This window comes from Arenibacter amylolyticus (assembly GCF_002150785.1).
GTDB classification, from domain to species: domain Bacteria; phylum Bacteroidota; class Bacteroidia; order Flavobacteriales; family Flavobacteriaceae; genus Arenibacter; species Arenibacter amylolyticus.
On record NZ_MTAZ01000006.1, the window covers coordinates 43,054 to 60,700 of the forward strand.

Sequence of the window (17,647 nt, forward strand, 5' to 3'; positions counted from 1 at the left end):
TGGGAGCATTTTCACCAAACCAAATGGGGTCTGGTGAAAATGCTTGCTTCCCTATATGTTGGAGCGAGGGATTTAGGCCAATATTGCAGCGATTCCCGGAAGGTCTTTTCCTTCCAAGCTTTCCAACATGGCACCGCCCCCAGTAGATACATAGCTCACCTTGTCCTCAAAACCGAACTGTTTTACGGCCGCAACGGAATCGCCACCACCTACAAGGGAAAAAGCCCCGTTCTTAGTAGCTTCGGCAATAAAATTACCTACTGCTATTGTTCCTTTAGCAAAAGCTTCCATCTCAAAAACGCCTACGGGACCGTTCCATAGGATGGTTTTGGAATCTAGGATTACCTGCTTAAAGTTTTCTAAAGTCTTGGGTCCGGCATCCAATCCTTGCCATCCATCAGGGATCTCATTGGAAGCGACCACTTGGGTGTTGGCATTTTTGTCAAAATCATCAGCGGCCAAAACGTCTACGGGAATATGTACAGTCACTCCCTTTTTCTTAGCTTCTGAGAGGATTTCCAAGGCCAATTCCATTTTATCGTCTTCAGAGATGGAATCTCCTATTTTTCCTCCTTGTGCCTTCACAAAGGTATAGGTCATTCCGCCTCCTATAATCAAATGATCTACCTTGTCTAAGATGTTCTCAATAATCGTGATTTTGGAGGATACTTTGGCTCCACCTAGAATTGCAGTAATGGGCTTTTCGCCGGTACGCATTACTTTTTCTATGGCGTCTATTTCCTTGGCTAATAAAAAGCCAAAACATTTATTTTCAGGGAAGAATTTTGCTACAATGGTAGTGGAAGCATGAGCTCTATGAGCCGTTCCAAAGGCATCGTTTACATAAATGTCCCCCAATTGCGATAGCTGCTTGGCAAATTCCTCATCGCCAGCCTCTTCTTCCGAATGGAACCTAAGGTTCTCTAACAATAATACCTCTCCGCTTTTTAGATCGGCAACTGCTTGTTCTGCCTCAGGACCTACACAGCTCTCTACAAATTTAACGTCTACTCCAATAACTTGGGTAACTTCTTTTACAATATGCTTTAATGAAAGCTCTGGGGTAGCTTGTCCCTTTGGTCTTCCCAAATGGCTCATAAGTACGGCACTCCCGCCGTCTTCCAATACTTTTAATATAGTTGGTTTTGCAGCAACAATCCTGTTGTTGTCCGTTACCTTTAGATCGGCATCCAAGGGTACATTAAAATCTACCCTTATTAATGCCTTTTTATTTTTAAAATTAAAATCGTTGATGGTTCTCATATGACTACTGGTTTTATAGAATAGCAAATGTAAAGATTTAAAGGATGTTTTAAAGATACTTTCTCTAATAATTACCCGTGCCACTGGGAGAATTGTTAATTTGACAATGCGATGAAGGGGGAGAAATTGCCAGTTATGTGGCCCAATTATATAAGCCTATTTTGGTTTTATTCCATTATATTTGGCCTATGCAATTTAAGGAAATTTTAGGGCTTAACCACATTAAGGATCATCTTACTTCTAGTGCCGATGCCGGTCGCATTCCGCACGCGCAACTTTTTATTGGTCCGGAAGGCTGTGGTACATTGCCAATGGCGTTGTGTTATGCTCAGTATTTAGTCTGCGGGAATACGGGGGGTGAAAATGAGAATGGGGATGCCAGCTGTAATATAAAATGCAATTCCTTGTCCCATCCAGATATTCATTTTGCTTTTCCGGTGGCCAATTCCACTAAAGTTAAAAGTCATGCAGTAAGTGATAGTTACCTGGAAGAATGGCGACAGTTTTTAACAGAACAGCCTTATGGGAATCTTTTCGATTGGTATAAAGCTATAGGAATAGATAATAGGCAGGGGCAAATAGGGGTAGATGAAGCCCAACAGATGGTTAAAAAGCTCTCCCTTAAGAGTTATGAAGGAGGATACAAGGCCATGATAATTTGGATGGCGGAAAAAATGAACACTGCCACGGCCAATAAATTATTAAAACTTATAGAGGAGCCTCCTCACAAAACGGTTTTAATCCTAATCGCGGAAGAAGAAGAGCAGATTATTCAGACCATTTTATCGCGTTGCCAAATACTCCGGTTTCCTCCAGTGGCAGAAGGGGCCATAGTAGAAGCCTTAATCGAAAGGGGAGTAGGTAGGGAAGACGCATTGCGGATTTCCCACGAGGCCAACGGAAATTTTAACAAGGCATTGGACTTTATGAACAATGATTCCGAAGACCTTGTTTTTGAACAGTGGTTTGTGCAATGGGTGCGTTCTGCCTTTAGGGCAAAAGGCAATAAAGGGGCTATACACGATTTAATAGCGTGGAGCGAGCTGGTGGCCAAAACGGGTAGGGAAACACAAAAACAGTTCTTAAGCTATTGTATTTCTGTCATGAGACAAGCGCTATTAATCAATTACAATGCAAAGGACTTGGCCTATATGAGATTTCATGTAGAAGGTTTCAAATTGGAAAATTTTGCACCTTTTGTTCATGAGGGAAATATTCTTTTAATTGTGAAAGAACTGGAGGATGCTAGTTATCACATCGAAAGAAATGGTAATGCTAAGTTGATTCTAATGGATCTATCTATAAAACTAACCCGCTTATTGCACGCTAAAGCGGCATAATAGCGAAAATAAATACTTGTACATGGAAACCTTAACCAATAATGCGACGGAACTCTTATTGCTTCTTTTTCTAATTATCACTTTTGTACAAAGTGCCTTTGATAAGATGATGGACTGGAAGGGAAATATTTCCTGGTTACAGGGACATTTTAAAGATACCCCGTTTCAAGGCCAGGTTCCCTTGTTGTTGATCACGGTACTGGTAACAGAGTTGGTTGCCGGGGTCCTGTGTTTGTTGGGAATGTACATGCTGGTGACCGAGGGTGGAAAGTCCGTTGCCTTAGCCGGTGCCGTAGTGGCTTGTATTGCGCTCCTGATGCTCTTATTAGGCCAGCGGATTGCCAAGGACTATGACGGGGCAAGAACCATTGCCATCTACTTTATACCAACCGTTTTTTTAGTGTTCCTATTGCAGTAGGGCTTTAAAGTCTAATTGTGATGCTTATTACTTGTCTTTATGGTTAAAGGGGGGAGTTTCTTTAGTGTTGCATTTTATTTAGCTGTTCAATTCATAAAAATTGCTTAGTTTGTGGAAGGTGAAACGCTATCCTTTTTGAGGAGCGGTTGTGCTACTTTTATAAATCATGACTATGAATTTGGCGGAAATTAAAACTAAGTCGGTTGGCTTGGTGTTATCTGGAGGTGGAGTAAAGGGCATGGCCCATATTGGAATGATTCAAGCTTTAAACGAGTTTGGGATTCAAGCCCAGGTTGTTAGTGGCAGTAGTGTAGGGGCCTTAGTAGGCGCTATGTATGCCAATGGGAATTCGGTTTCTGAAATGCTTCGCTTTTTTAAGGAAACCCCTTTGTTCCGATACCACTTTATGACCCTAGTAAAGCCTGGGCTCTTAGATACTGATCGGTATTTTGAAGTGTTGTTAAAGTATTTTCCAGAGAACACATTTGAATCCTTGCAGCGGAAACTGTCGGTGGTGACCACGGATCTACAACGTGGGGAGGAAAGAATTTTCTCTACGGGAGCGCTTATTATGCCCTTATTGGCCTCTGCGGCCTTGCCTCCTGTCTTTAGTCCCGTTGTGATCAATGGCACCTTATATGCGGACGGAGGTATTATGAATAACTTTCCCTATGAGTATGTAGCAGATGAGTCCGATTTTATTATTGGGAGTAATGTTTCTTCCGTTAGGCAGTTAAGTAAGGAGGGGATAAGATCGTCTTATCAATTGGCTAATAGAACCACTTCCTTAATGATCTATGCCATGAATAGGGCTAAAGTACAGCAGTGCGATTTAATTATAGAACCGCAATCATTAGAACTAATCGGGATCTTAGATAAGAAAGGGATTGAGAAAGCCTATACTATTGGTTACGAACATACCTTGGCAAAGCTTCAAAAAATCTTTGTAGAATATTAGTGGTATTTTCTAAATAACATGATTGGTTGAGGTGTCCCTAAGAGGACCATCTCTCTGTAAAACCCATAGCTAGTTTCTCTTTTAGGCATGGAATTGGGTTGGTAGAGTGGATGCTGTCCGCATAATGGTCCTCGCTACCACTATGAATAAAAAACAAAACGCCCCAAATGCATGTAATCATATATTTGGGGCGCTGTTTACCATTTTAAGAGGGTGTTATCGTTAATTGATGCTACGCATGGCCGATCTAGAGCATACCTAGTTCCAATTTGGCCTCGTCGCTCATTAAATCTTGGGTCCAAGGCGGATCGAAAGTTAGTTCTACTTCCACATCTTTTATCTCGTCAATAGATTTCACCTTTTCCTCAACTTCCATGGGCATGGATTCTGCAACAGGACAGTTGGGGGAGGTTAGGGTCATAAGAATTTTAACCTCGTAGTCCTCGTTTACCAAAACGTCGTAAATTAATCCCAGTTCATAAATATCTACGGGGATTTCTGGGTCATAAATGGTTTTTATGACACGAACTATCTTTTCGCCTAATTCTTGGGTGTCTATGGTGGGTGTTTCTGTGCTCATCGTATTAAAAAATTTAGGTGGGATGGTCTCTCAATGATACCACCCTAAGGTTGTGCCTTAATTTAACTGTGTCTGATAGGCGATTGCATACATTTTAAGCTGCTTAATCATACTCACCAGACCATTAGCCCGTGTGGGGGATAAATGTTCCTTTAAGCCAATTTCATCTATAAATTGGGTGTCTGCTGCTATAATATCACTTGGTTTTTGATCGCTGAATGCCCTAATTAAAATGGCTACGATTCCTTTGGTGATAATGGCATCGCTATCAGCGGTAAATACCAATTTATCATCATTTAATTCGGCATGTACCCATACTTTGCTCTGGCAGCCTTTAATGATATTGTCGTCGGTTTTGTACTGCTCCTCGATTAGGGGAAGTGATTTTCCCAATTCTATCATATATTCATAACGCTCCATCCAATCATCGAACATGGAGAATTCCGCTATAATCTCTTCTTGTATTTCTTGTATACTCATAGTGTTAATTTATCCTGTCATATGGATTTTCATTGCAAAAGTACAACACACAGCACTTAAATTCAAGAAGATATAGATTGCGTTATGGATTTTAGATCAACATAGACTTGGCGCGCTTTACTCCGGCGACCAATACATCTATCTCGTCCTTGGTGTTGTAAAAACTAAAACTTGCCCTTACCGTTCCTGGAATCTTATAAAAGTCCATTATGGGTTGCGCACAATGGTGGCCAGTCCTAACGGCAATTCCCAGCTTGTCTAAGATGCTTCCTATATCATAGGGATGTAATCCTTCTATATTAAAGGAAATAACCGCTGTTTTGTTGCTAGAGGTGCCATAGATTTTTAAACCTTCTATGGTTAAAAGCTGTTCAGTGGCATAGGTTAATAGCTCGTGTTCGTACCGTGAAATAGCATCAAATCCAATGTTGTTCATATAGTCCAATGCCGCGCCAAAAGCTATACCTCCTGCAATGTTTGGGGTCCCGGCCTCAAACTTATGGGGAAGGGCTGCATAAGTGGTTTTTTCAAAGGTCACCTCGGCAATCATTTCCCCACCTCCTTGGTAGGGAGGTAATTTGTTTAGCCATTCCTCTTTTCCGTAAAGAACGCCTACCCCAGTAGGGCCGCACATTTTATGGCCAGAAACCACATAGAAATCAACGTCTAATTGCTGTACGTCTGCTTTAATATGGGGGGCTGCCTGTGCGCCGTCTAACAATACCGCTGCGCCAACTTTATGGGCCGCACTGATGATTTCTTCAATGGGATTAATTGTTCCCAAGGCATTGGAGACGTGGTTGCAGAATACCAGCTTTGTTTTATCGCTTAATAGCTTGTGGTATTCTTCCATCACCAATTCTCCTTCTACATCCATGGGGATTACCCTTAGAACCGCTCCAGTGCGTTCTGTTAGCATCTGCCAAGGAACTATGTTGGAATGGTGCTCTAGGGCAGAGACGATAATTTCGTCCCCCGCTTGTAATAGGGAGGCAAAGCCATTGGCCACCAAATTAATACCGAAGGTAGTACCTGGGGTAAATATAATTTCGTGGCTTTTGCGAGCGTTAAAATGCTTTTGAATCTTTTGCCTGGCCTCCTCATACACATCCGTTGCTTCCTGGGAAAGGGTGTGGACCCCTCTGTGAATATTGGAATTATACCGCTTGTAATAATCCACTATAGCATCAATAACCATCGTTGGCGTCTGTGAAGTGGCGGCATTGTCCAAATACACAAGAGGCTGGCCATGGACCTTCCTGTTTAGTATGGGAAAATCTTTACGGACGGATAGAATATCGAGTACAGTGTTTATCATAATAGGAATTAACTAACTAAACGGATGTCCTTATAGGTCAAAGCCAATATTGACACCTAATTTTTTAGCGATTATTTTATTGATTCTAGCTTTTAGTTCTGGAATGCGAACTGTAGACAAAACGTTGTTGGCAAAGGCATACATTAATAAGGCCTTGGCCTCCTTTTTTGGAATACCTCTAGACTGTAAATAAAATAAAGCCTCGTCATCCAATTGTCCAATGGTACAACCATGCGAACATTTAACATCATCCGCAAATATCTCTAACTGTGGCTTGGTGTTAATGGTAGCCTTGTCACTCAACAGGATGTTATTGTTCTGCTGAAATGCATTGGTTTTTTGGGCAATCTGATCTACGATAATCTTACCGTTAAAAACAGCAGTTGCACTTTCATCGTAGATACCTTTGTAATCTTGGTAGCTTTCGTTGTTTGGCTTAATATGGTGTACCAAGGTGTGGTGGTCTACGTGTTGTTTCCCTTCAATAATGGTTACCCCTCTTAAGGTAGAGTTTAGTCGCTCCCCGTTCTGATAGTAGTTGAGGTTGTTCCTAGTAAGTTTACCACCGAAGGAGAAGGTGTGTACGTCTACTACACTTCCATCTTTCTGATCTATATAGGTATTGTCTATCAAGGAAGCCGATAATCCATCATTCTGTACCTTATAGTAGTCCACGATTGCATTTTTCCCTGCGAATATTTCCGTTACCGCGTTGGTAAAGACCTCGTTGGTGGTAAGGCTTTGATGGCGCTCTATAACCTGAAGCTCAGAATTTTCTTCAGCGATAATCAGGTTACGTGGTTGTGACATCAAGGCGGCCTCCGTACCCGTAGAGAAATGTATAATTTCTATGGGTTTTTTGGGTGTCTTGTGCTTGGGGATATAAATATAGGCTCCCTCTCTGCTAAAGGCAGTGTTTAGAGCTGTTAATGAATCCTCCTTGTTGGCAATCTTGTTGAAGTATACGTCTATTACCGGCTTGTACATAGGTTTGGTAAGCGCAGAACTCATTAGGCAAACATCTACCCCGTCATGGGTGGTTTCCGATAAATAAGAACTGTAGACACCATCGACAAATACAATTTTATAAGTATCTATCTCATGCATAAAATACCGCTTAACATCCTTATAGTCTAGGTTACTCTCGGTTTTGGGAAATATGCTGAAATCTACTTTTTGTAGTCTATTTAAGGAAGTGTATTTCCACTCCTCCTCTTTTCGGGAGGGAAATCCTTTTTCCTCAAACTTCTTTATTGCTTCGGTACGTATATCATGAACGGAATGCTCTACGTCTACATTATTCTCAAACGCTAAAAAAGAGGAGACTAATTTTTCTTTTAAATCCATTTTCTTAAGTTGTAATGTCTAAATGTTAAAGGTTATAGATCTCTTATTTGTGTTGAGATGTTCGATAACTACTTAACAGTTTAGAAATATTTTCTTTTATTCCTTTAATATGATTGGTTCCATGTTATCCGAATCTGCGAACCGATGGTATCGGTAGCTCTTATGGGTCGTCCTGGTAAATTGCCCTCCGGCATTGGAATGCCTTTATTGGTGAGGCTCAGACTTCGCTTGTTAAAATCCTGGCTATTAACGGGATTTATGGTTTTAACCACTTGAGGCCCGTCACGCCTACAACAAGAGGATACTTGCAATTTACGGCCTTTTTGCATTAAGATCTGGAACCGCAGACGGTGGTATTAGATCACCGTCTCTGGCTTTAGCCAATCATATCCTTTTTCCTCTAACTCCAATGCCAGTTCCTTGGTGCCGGACTTCACGATCTTACCATTGTAAAGTACGTGTACAAAATCTGGAACTATGTATTCTAACAAGCGCTGGTAGTGGGTAATCAATATTACAGCATTGTCCTTACTCTTAAGAGTATTTACCCCATTGGCAACAACTCTTAGCGCGTCAATATCCAGACCAGAGTCTGTTTCGTCCAAGATGGCCAATTTTGGCTCTAACATAGCCATTTGGAATATTTCGTTTCGTTTCTTTTCCCCTCCAGAAAAGCCTTCGTTCAATGAACGTGATAAGAATTTTCTATCGATCCCCAACAACTCGGATTTCTCACGTAGTAATTGCAACATTTCCTTTGCGCTCATTTCCTCCAAGCCCTGAGCTTTTCTAGATTCGTTGATAGCGGTTTTAACAAAGTTGGTAACCGATACCCCTGGAATCTCTACAGGATATTGGAAGGAAAGGAATACACCCTTATGAGCTCTTTCCTCGGGAGATAGCTCTTCCAAACTCTCATTATCCATGGTAATTTCTCCTTGGGTAACTTCAAACTCTTCTTTTCCTGCAATAACAGAGGCCAAGGTACTTTTACCAGAACCGTTTGGTCCCATAATGGCATGTACTTCCCCAGCATTCACGGTTAAATTGATTCCGTTTAATATTTCTTTGCCCTCTATGTTGGCGTGTAAGTTTGTGATTTTTAGCATTTTAAACTATTTTTCTCGTTATAGTGTTTTTTTAATCCAGATTTTTTTATTTCCCATTCTACGGGGTTGATGGTTTATCCTACTGAGCCCTCTAAGCTTATTTCCAATAATTTTTGGGCTTCCGCAGCAAATTCCATAGGTAATTTGTTCAATACTTCCTTACTAAACCCATTTACGATAAGGGCAATGGCTTTTTCAGTATCAATTCCCCTTTGGTTACAATAGAAAATCTGATCCTCCCCAATTTTACTGGTCGTGGCCTCGTGTTCTATCATTGCGGATTTATTCTTGGCTTCAATATATGGGAAGGCATGGGCGCCACAATCATTCCCCATCAATAAGGAATCACACTGGGAAAAGTTTCTAGCGTTTTCGGCCCTACTACCCACCTGTACCAATCCTCGGTAACTATTTTGAGAGTGCCCTGCGGAGATCCCCTTAGAGATAATGGTACTCTTGGTGTTTTTCCCTAAATGGATCATCTTTGTACCGGTATCAGCCTGTTGGTGATTGTTGGTAACGGCAACGGAATAAAATTCCCCAATAGAATTGTCTCCCTTAAGGATACAAGAAGGATACTTCCATGTAACGGCAGATCCGGTTTCTACCTGTGTCCAAGAAATTTTCGCGTTCTTTTCACAAATACCCCTCTTGGTTACAAAGTTAAAGACACCGCCTTTTCCTTCTTTGGTTCCTGGGAACCAGTTTTGAACAGTGGAGTATTTTATCTCAGCACCATCCAAGGCGATAAGTTCTACAACGGCCGCATGCAATTGGTTTTCGTCACGGGAGGGGGCGGTACATCCTTCCAAATAGCTTACATAACTATCCTCGTCTGCAACTACCAAAGTTCTCTCGAACTGTCCGGTACCAGCTTGGTTAATTCTAAAGTAGGTAGATAGTTCCATGGGGCAGCGAACTCCTTTTGGGATGTAGCAGAAAGATCCGTCCGAGAATACGGCCGAGTTCAAGGCTGCATAAAAATTGTCCGTTTGTGGAACCACGGTACCGATGTATTTCTTGACCAATTCCGGATGGTTCTTAATAGCATCGGAAATAGAACAGAAAATAATTCCTTTTTCTGCCAAGGTCTCCTTGAAGGTAGTAGCTACAGAAACAGAGTCCATCACAATATCCACGGCTACCCCTGCCAACTTCTTTTGTTCCTCCAATGAAATCCCCAAACGGTTAAAAGTGTCCAGAAGCTCTGGATCCACCTCGTCCAAACTATCGTATTTTGGTTTTACATTGGGTGCAGAGTAATAGGAGATATCCTGGAAGTCTGGCTTCTCATACTTTACGTTTGGCCACTCGGGCTCTACCATCTCTTTCCAAATCTTAAATGCCTTTAGCCTCCATAGGGTCATCCACTCTGGTTCCTCTTTCTTTTTGGAGATGGCAATAACGACCTCCTCGTTCAATCCCTTTGGAAAGGTATCCGATTCAATATCTGTATAGAAACCATACTCATACTCCTTGGTTTCTAATTCTTTTTTTAATTCTTCTTCTGTGTATGCCATTTCATATAAGTTAACGAGTTAGAAAGAGGGTAGGTTGTAACTTAACCGTTACTCTTATTAACAAATTTTATAATCTAACAAATGCTCTTGGTGATGATTGATTATTTTTCGCTGGTAAAGACATTTCCAAGCTTGGATGCATTTGCTTTGTTTCCCTTTGATGCTTTACAGGGAAAAACTTTCCCCACATCCGCAAGTCCTTTGCGCATTGGGGTTTTTAAAGACAAATCCTTTACCGTTAAGTCCGCCAGAATATTCCAGGACCGTGCCTACGAGGTATAAAAAGCTTTTTTTATTCACTACGATACGCACGGAATTATCCTCAAACATTTTGTCGTCCTCTCCAATCGTTTTGTCAAAATTCAGCTCATAGGACAATCCGCTGCATCCGCCGCTTTTAACTCCTACCCTCACATAGTCGGTGCTTGCATCAAAGCCTCCTTCGCGCATCAGGGCCGTTACCCTTTCTCTTGCTGTTTCAGATACTTTAATCATTGTTAATTGGATTTAATCTAAATTAGATTGCAAAGATACTACATAAGAAGGGTTTTACCATACTTTACAACATTAATCTAGCCAATAGGGGTATTAGATTTCTCTATGGGAAGGATAAGCGTATGGCAAGCGGTTTGAAAGTCCCAGCTGGACTGATTTAACCAAAGTTTTTCCAATTTTATTCGCTGCTAATTTATGGGGAATTGCCCTGTATAATTATGTGATTGATAAATAGCCTAGGGAGTTGGTGGGATAATGATAAGAAAGGAGGTTGTTTTTTTATATTGTAGGAATGTAGTAAGTTGTGCTCCGATTTAACCTTAAAGGAAATTAGGGGATAGGAGGTGGTGTCAATTTTGGATGGGGTCTATGAATTGCCGCAACCAATGGATTGGTGAAAAAATAGTTCCTTGATCCGTATATCGTTTAAAAAAAAACCTTTAAATTCAACAGCATTTTTAAAAAACCAAAAAAATAACTAAAGTTATGTCCAACAAAAAAACCACGTTTAGCAGTAAATCCCGGAGGGATTTTATAAAGGGGACCGGGCTGGCAACTGCCGGGTTTATGATCGTTCCAAGGCATGTTTTGGGCGGCCCTGGGTTTGTTGCCCCAAGTGATAAATTAAACATTGCCGGCATTGGAGTTGGTGGAAAGGGAAGGAGTGATCTTACTTCTTTTGCTGAAAGCCCAAATGTTAATATTGTGGGGCTTTGTGATGTGGACGATAGGCAATCCGTAGATTCCAGAAAGAACTTCCCAAAGGCCAAGTATTATGCAGATTTTAGGGAGATGCTGGAGAAGGAAGGAAATACCATTGATGCTGTTTCCGTATCTACACCAGATCACAATCACGCAGTTCAGGCCTATATGGCCATGCAGATGGGGAAGCACGTGTATGTTCAAAAACCGTTGACCCATGATATTTGGGAAGCAAGAATGCTTACCGAAGCGGCTAAAAAATACAAGGTGGTTACCCAGATGGGGAACCAAGGAGGCTCCGGGGATGGAGTCCGAAAAATGAAGGAGATTTACGATACCGGGATCATTGGAGAAGTGCATACCGTTAAATGTTGGACCAATAGGGCTATATGGCCCCAAGCCTTGCAAACACCTACTAAAAAAGACCGGATTCCCAAGGGGCTTAATTGGGACCTGTGGTTAGGAACTGCAGAAATGCGCGACTATAACGATGCGTATCTTCCGTTTGATTGGAGGGGCTGGTCAGATTTTGGAACGGGTGCCCTAGGGGATATGGCTTGCCATATTATGGACCCAGTTTATAGAATTCTCCCCATTCTATACCCAGACCAAGTAGAGTGTAGTGTGTCCGATTCCTTTAAAGGGAAGTTTGAAACTGCCGATTACCCAAAAAGCTTCCCCAACTCCAGTAAAATACACCTAAGCTACCCTAGAACCGATGGTAAAGGGAAAGTAAAGGTTACCTGGATGGATGGCGGATTGCTTCCAGAGCGTCCAGAGGAAATGGGCGATGACGAGCCAATGGGTAACTGGGATGGTGGTGTGCTATTTATAGGCACCAAAGGAAAGTTAATGGCAGATTGTTATGGCGCTAATCCTAGATTGCTTCCCTTAAGCTTAAACGAACAGTTTGAAGTGGAAGAAACCATAGCTAGGGTGCCTGAAGGACACTACTTGCAGTGGGTAAATGCTTGTATGGCCGGCTACGGAAATGCGGAAACCAGTTCTTCTTTCGATTATGCTGGTCCTTTTACCGAAAGTATCCTTATTGGGAACTTGGCGCTTAAGGCCTATTTTGAGGTAGATCCTAATGCAGAAAACAAAGGGTTCTGGAGCGGTGGTTCTCAGTATTATGGTAGAAAGCGACTTCTGTGGGATGCAGAAAATATGAAGGTGAGCAATTTTGATGCCGCCAATAAATACGTGAAACGAAATTATAGGGAAGGCTACTCCTTGGGTTAGGAACTCCCGTAATTAGAATATTAAAACGCCAGTCTTTCTTGAAAAGGCTGGCGTTTTATTTTGTAAGCGACCTTGCTATCGACTTGCAGTACAAAATACCTGTTAAATTGCGGCAGGTAGTCTTAGGGGAGTAATGAATAAAATAGTATTTCTAAAATATAGGCGCCTCTTCTCAATATTTAGCGCAAAAGGGGCAATAAATAAATTTCCTCCTTACTTTTGCAGCATGTTAGAAGATAAGAATCAAGAAAAGACAAGTCTAGAGGAGCTGGGAGAATTTGGATTAATCCAGCACCTTACTCAAAACTTTGAAATACAACAAAGTTCTACCGTAAAAGGAATCGGGGATGATGCCGCTGTGCTCTATTTTAGCGATAAAAAGGTGGTGGTTTCTACGGATATGCTGGTAGAAGGAGTGCATTTTGATCTCAGTTATATGCCCTTGAAGCACCTGGGCTATAAGTCGGTAATGGTGAACTTATCGGATATATACGCCATGAATGCCGTAGCAACTCAAATTACGGTGTCTATTGCGGTTTCCAATAGGTTCCCCCTGGAAGCTTTGGAGGAGTTTTATGCAGGAGTTGCCTTGGCAGCAAAAATTTATAAAGTAGATTTAATTGGCGGAGACACTACTTCTTCTACCAAAGGGATGATCATTAGTGTAACGGCCATTGGGGAAGCAAACGAGGCCGATATTACCTATAGAAGTGGGGCTAAGCCCAATGATTTGTTGGTGGTTTCTGGAGATTTGGGCGGAGCGTATTGTGGTCTGCAGGTGTTAGAAAGGGAAAAAGAAGTGTTTAAGGTGAATCCCAACAACCAACCAGATCTTTCCCCATATACCTATATCATAGAGCGACAGTTAAAGCCTGAGTCCAGAAAGGATGTAAAAGGCTTGTTGGCAAAATTGGAAATTCAACCTACTGCCATGATTGATATTAGTGATGGGCTCTCCTCAGAGATATTGCATATTTGTAAGGCAAGTGAGGTGGGGTGTAATCTGTATGAAGATAAAATTCCACTGGATCCAACCGTTATTTCGGCCTGTGAAGAGTTTAAAATTGACAGTACGTTGGTAGCCCTGAGTGGAGGAGAGGATTATGAGCTGTTGTTTACCATAGATCAAAAAGATTTCCCTAAGATAAAGGGGAATCCCCATTTTTCGGTAATTGGACATATGACAGATCACAAGGAAGGAGCCCATTTAATTTCCCGTGCCAATACTAAGATTCCAATAACCGCCCAGGGGTGGAACTCCTTTACCTAAACAAAAAATTCCCGAAAACTGATGGCTGGTTTATTGTTGCTGTCTAGGGGGGGGGCAGTTTAAACAAATCTTAGGCCTTCTATCTTCAGGAATGTTAGTCGTTATCAGTCTACTCCGCCGATGGTGGGTAGCCTTTAGTGGCTATGCAACCTGTTGGTCTGCCCCATGTCTTTTTTGGTAAATGTGCTGCAAGGTATTATTGATATCCTGTTGTTTAGGGGTCAGTTCGGAGAGATTGCCATTGGCATCCGTAGTGACTTCCTTATTGCAGTGAACGCATTGGTACTCCTTAATGTGGGAGGTAATAATCTTGGTCACTGCATAATGATGTCCAAAAATAGCGCAGAAAAAGGTGCTAAGTCTGTTGGCGTAGTGGTTGATGTTGTTTTTCATAATGTTGGGGGTTAGTTGGGGATGATACGGGTTTGGATCCGTAGCTGTATATTAAACGTATTGGTTGGTGGTTAAAGCAATACTTTTCATGCTTAACAACACTCTAACGGGTTAATTTAAAAATTATTGAGTGTGTCTTATATCTTTTTTTGATTTTACCTACAAAATACACATGTTTTCGATGAACGGTTGTTTATTGAAGCTGAAGTTAAGTTTTATACTAATTGGTTTTTATCCTATCTTTCGCCGAAATTTGCCAGTATGCTTAAGAATAAAGAGACGCTGATTACTACTTTTGCTATGTTTTCCCTATTTTTTGGGGCGGGCAACCTAATCTTACCCCCTTTTTTGGGTTTCAAATCTGGGGAATTATGGTGGTTGGTGGCCTTGGGCTTTGCCATTTCGGCAGTCTTGGTGCCCATCTTTGGAATCCTGGCTCATGCGAAATTGCAAGGGACTATATTCGATTTTGGAAAGAAGGTGTCTCCAGCCTTTAGTATGGTCTATTCCTTTGCTATTTATGCTATAGCTGTTGGCCTTCCCTCCCCGCGTACCGCATCAGTAACCCATGAAATTGCCATACAGCCATTCTTTAATGTTTCGTCCCTTACTACAAGTATCCTTTATTTTTCTCTGGTATTTGTGTTTGTAATGAATCGTTCCAAAATTTTGGATATTCTTGGTAAACTACTTACTCCTGCTATCATATTTATATTGTTGGCCATCATAGGAATCACCATAATGGACCTCGATTTTGCATTTGAGAAATCGTCTATTGTGAATCCGTTGAGCCTCGGTATTTTGGAAGGATACCAGACGTTCGATGCTATTGCGGCATTGGTGGTTGGAGGTGTTATCATTGTTTCTATTAACCTAAGGTCCAAGGCGCCCTACGAGGCCAAAAAAAGATTGATTAAAAGATCGGGCTGGTTGGCCGGACTCGCGCTGTTCTTGATTTATGCGGGGCTGATACTTACCGGAGCATTGCAACAAGATCATTTTATGGGGGGTGTCAGTAGAACCGAACTACTTACCGGAATAAGTAGTTTAACGCTAGGGAATACGGCTAATATTTTCTTAAGCATCTTGGTAAGTTTGGCGTGTTTTACTACCGCAGTGGGAATTGTAACTGGGGCGGCCGATTTTATTAAGGCAAAATTCTCGCGATGGTATTACGGATATCTAGCCACGGCAATCATTGGCTGTTTGCTAGGAATCTTAATAGGGCAGTTTAATGTGGGATATATTATAACTATTGCCTTGCCAGCACTAATGTTTATCTATCCTATTACCATTGTGTTGATCCTGTTAAATCTAGTCCCGGATAGATGGGCGTCTCCCAGGGTATTTAAAAAAGTTGTGCTGGCGACCTTTGTCTTTAGTATTCCCGACTTTTTGGGAACCTTAAGCTTTGTGGATATAAATACCGATATTTTTGGGTGGATTCCCTTTAGTGATTATCAATTAGGATGGGTGCTGCCTGCGTTGGTGGCATTTATAATTGCGAATGTCCTTGATAAGGCCACTAGTTCCAAGAGCGGAATTGGAGCGTAAAAGTGTTTAAAATAAAAAAGAGCCAGTTCGCTGGCTCTTTTAGAATTGCTATGCTGTGAATTTTCTTATCCCTTAGTGTTCATCAGTTCTTCAATCTCCTCTATTTCAATCGGAATATTGGCCATTAGATTAAATGGGGCACCATTTTCCTGGATTACCACGTCGTCTTCCAATCTAACTCCCATACCTTCTTCTGGGATGTAGATGCCTGGCTCAACGGTAAATACCATATTTGCTTTCATAGGGGATTTTAACAGGCCATAGTCATGGGTGTTTAACCCTATGTGGTGACTGGTACCGTGCATAAAGTACTTTTTGTAGGCAGGCCAATTCTTGTCCTCATTTTGAACATCGGCCTTGTCTAGCAATCCTAGTCCTAATAATTCCGATGTCATTATATCACCTACTTCCTTGTGGAATTCTGCCCACATGGTTCCTGGCACCAACATGGCAGTAGCTTCATTCTTTACTCTTAGAACCGCTTCGTATACTTCCTTCTGTCTAGGGGTGAATCTTCCATTTACGGGAATGGTACGGGTAAGGTCACTGGAGTAGTTAGCATATTCTGCAGCTACGTCCATTAACAAAAGGTCGCCGTCCTTGCACTGCCTGTTGTTTTCTATGTAATGTAATACATTAGCATTGTTCCCAGAGGCAATAATAGGGGTGTAGGCAAATCCTTTGGATCGGTTTCGGATAAACTCATGTAGTAATTCAGCCTCAATTTCATACTCCCATACGCCTGGCTTTACAAAAGGTAGTAAGCGTCTAAAGCCTTTTTCGGTGATGTTACAGGCCGTTTGTATAATCGCAATCTCCTCTGGCTCCTTAACACCTCGAATTTCCTGTAGGATGGGATTACTCTTTGCCCAATTGTGTGCAGGGTATTCCTTTTTTACCTTTTCTATAAATCGGTCTTCCCTTGTTTGGGTTTCCACCGATTGTCTATAGTGTTCGTTGGTGTTGAAATAAATGGTGTCTGCTTCGGTCATTAGGTCAAAGAATACCTTGTCAAATTCCGTAAGCCAGTAAATGGATTCTATTCCAGATACCTCGGTCGCTTTTTCTTTGGTGAGTTTAGCGCCTTCCCAGACCGCAATATGGGCATTGGTTTCCCTAACAAATAACACTTCTCGGTGTTTTTTGTCGTGGGCATCCGGGAAAAGTAAAAGAATGGTTTCTTCCTGATCGGCACCACTGAGGTAAAAAAGGTCCCTATCTTGCTCAAAAGGCATGGTGCTATCAGCGCCTATAGGGTATATGTCGTTGGAATTGAATACTGCAATGCTGTTAGGCTTCATTTGGGCCATGAACTTCTTGCGGTTCTTTACAAATAGTTGTTGTGGTATTTGCTCGTACTTCATCTGATATATTTTTATGGGCATAGGGTCTTGCCAAAATTATTTGGGCGGGAACGTGGCGTTGTCATCATTCCGCACAAAGGGCGGTAGTCCCTAATTACTATGCACCAGTTTTTAATTATGTTTGCAAATTTATGAAATAGGATAGGCTTAATGCCAAGAAGGAGCAAATCATTTTAAAAAGAAGGGCTTCCATTCTGCAAAATTTCAAAATATCCTATCTTCGGCAAGGTTTTTACCACCTTGGCCAACTGTACGCATGTGAAGGTGGCTTTCGGTTTATAATAATATGTTGAT

General features: G+C 41.6%; 16 protein-coding genes. 6 read left to right on the forward strand and 10 right to left on the reverse strand.

From position 1 onward, the window contains the following. Positions 1-72 precede the first annotated feature (72 nt). Positions 73-1,263, reverse strand: coding sequence for a phosphoglycerate kinase (locus BV214_RS04005; protein ID WP_086476201.1), 1,191 nt, complete (start codon positions 1,261-1,263; stop codon positions 73-75). Between the two features lie 188 nt (positions 1,264-1,451). Here BV214_RS04005 and BV214_RS04010 point away from each other — a divergent pair, with 188 nt between their 5' ends. The 3 genes from BV214_RS04010 (at position 1,452) to BV214_RS04020 (ending at position 3,979) form a co-directional block, all read left to right on the forward strand. After that, on the forward strand, positions 1,452-2,603 hold the full coding sequence (locus BV214_RS04010) for a DNA polymerase III subunit (protein WP_086476245.1): 1,152 nt from the start codon (positions 1,452-1,454) through the stop codon (positions 2,601-2,603). 22 nt (positions 2,604-2,625) lie between these two features. Then, on the forward strand, positions 2,626-3,021 hold the full coding sequence (locus tag BV214_RS04015; RefSeq protein WP_086476202.1) for a DoxX family protein: 396 nt from the start codon (positions 2,626-2,628) through the stop codon (positions 3,019-3,021). A 172-nt stretch (positions 3,022-3,193) separates the two neighbouring features. Beyond that, on the forward strand, positions 3,194-3,979 hold the full coding sequence (locus BV214_RS04020) for a patatin-like phospholipase family protein (protein WP_086476203.1): 786 nt from the start codon (positions 3,194-3,196) through the stop codon (positions 3,977-3,979). Positions 3,980-4,226: 247 nt separating this feature from the next. Here BV214_RS04020 and BV214_RS04025 read toward each other — a convergent pair whose 3' ends face one another. The 7 genes from BV214_RS04025 to BV214_RS04055 all read right to left on the reverse strand — a co-directional run bounded on the left by BV214_RS04025 (position 4,227) and on the right by BV214_RS04055 (position 10,828). Further along, positions 4,227-4,559, reverse strand: coding sequence for an SUF system Fe-S cluster assembly protein (locus tag BV214_RS04025; RefSeq protein ID WP_086476204.1), 333 nt, complete (start codon positions 4,557-4,559; stop codon positions 4,227-4,229). A 57-nt stretch (positions 4,560-4,616) separates the two neighbouring features. Further along, complete coding sequence (locus BV214_RS04030; protein ID WP_086476205.1) at positions 4,617-5,039, reverse strand: SufE family protein; 423 nt, start codon at positions 5,037-5,039, stop codon at positions 4,617-4,619. A 91-nt stretch (positions 5,040-5,130) separates the two neighbouring features. Then, positions 5,131-6,357, reverse strand: coding sequence for an aminotransferase class V-fold PLP-dependent enzyme (locus BV214_RS04035; protein ID WP_086476206.1), 1,227 nt, complete (start codon positions 6,355-6,357; stop codon positions 5,131-5,133). A gap of 30 nt (positions 6,358-6,387) precedes the next feature. Continuing rightward, positions 6,388-7,704: a Fe-S cluster assembly protein SufD gene (gene sufD, locus BV214_RS04040; RefSeq protein ID WP_086476207.1), complete on the reverse strand. Its 1,317-nt coding sequence runs from the start codon at positions 7,702-7,704 to the stop codon at positions 6,388-6,390. Positions 7,705-8,060: 356 nt separating this feature from the next. Then, on the reverse strand, positions 8,061-8,813 hold the full coding sequence (sufC, locus tag BV214_RS04045) for a Fe-S cluster assembly ATPase SufC (protein WP_086476208.1): 753 nt from the start codon (positions 8,811-8,813) through the stop codon (positions 8,061-8,063). A gap of 74 nt (positions 8,814-8,887) precedes the next feature. After that, the gene (sufB, locus tag BV214_RS04050; RefSeq protein ID WP_086476209.1) at positions 8,888-10,333 is read right to left on the reverse strand and encodes a Fe-S cluster assembly protein SufB; all 1,446 of its coding nucleotides are present in this window, start codon (positions 10,331-10,333) and stop codon (positions 8,888-8,890) included. Positions 10,334-10,498: 165 nt separating this feature from the next. Beyond that, a complete protein-coding gene (locus BV214_RS04055; RefSeq protein WP_086476210.1) occupies positions 10,499-10,828 on the reverse strand; it encodes a HesB/IscA family protein in 330 nt (109 codons plus the stop codon). Between the two features lie 486 nt (positions 10,829-11,314). Between BV214_RS04055 and BV214_RS04060 the strand changes: the two genes are divergently transcribed. Further along, complete coding sequence (locus tag BV214_RS04060; RefSeq protein ID WP_086476211.1) at positions 11,315-12,772, forward strand: Gfo/Idh/MocA family protein; 1,458 nt, start codon at positions 11,315-11,317, stop codon at positions 12,770-12,772. A gap of 226 nt (positions 12,773-12,998) precedes the next feature. Further along, positions 12,999-14,042, forward strand: coding sequence for a thiamine-phosphate kinase (gene thiL, locus BV214_RS04065; protein WP_086476212.1), 1,044 nt, complete (start codon positions 12,999-13,001; stop codon positions 14,040-14,042). A 141-nt stretch (positions 14,043-14,183) separates the two neighbouring features. Here thiL and BV214_RS04070 read toward each other — a convergent pair whose 3' ends face one another. After that, on the reverse strand, positions 14,184-14,435 hold the full coding sequence (locus BV214_RS04070; protein WP_086476213.1) for a hypothetical protein: 252 nt from the start codon (positions 14,433-14,435) through the stop codon (positions 14,184-14,186). A 261-nt stretch (positions 14,436-14,696) separates the two neighbouring features. Between BV214_RS04070 and brnQ the strand changes: the two genes are divergently transcribed. Then, the gene (gene brnQ / locus BV214_RS04075) at positions 14,697-15,989 is read left to right on the forward strand and encodes a branched-chain amino acid transport system II carrier protein (RefSeq protein ID WP_086476214.1); all 1,293 of its coding nucleotides are present in this window, start codon (positions 14,697-14,699) and stop codon (positions 15,987-15,989) included. 65 nt (positions 15,990-16,054) lie between these two features. Here brnQ and BV214_RS04080 read toward each other — a convergent pair whose 3' ends face one another. Beyond that, positions 16,055-17,353 carry an aminopeptidase P family protein gene (locus tag BV214_RS04080; protein ID WP_086476246.1) on the reverse strand — a complete coding sequence of 433 codons (1,299 nt, stop codon included), beginning with the start codon at positions 17,351-17,353 and terminating at the stop codon, positions 16,055-16,057. Positions 17,354-17,647 lie beyond the last annotated feature (294 nt).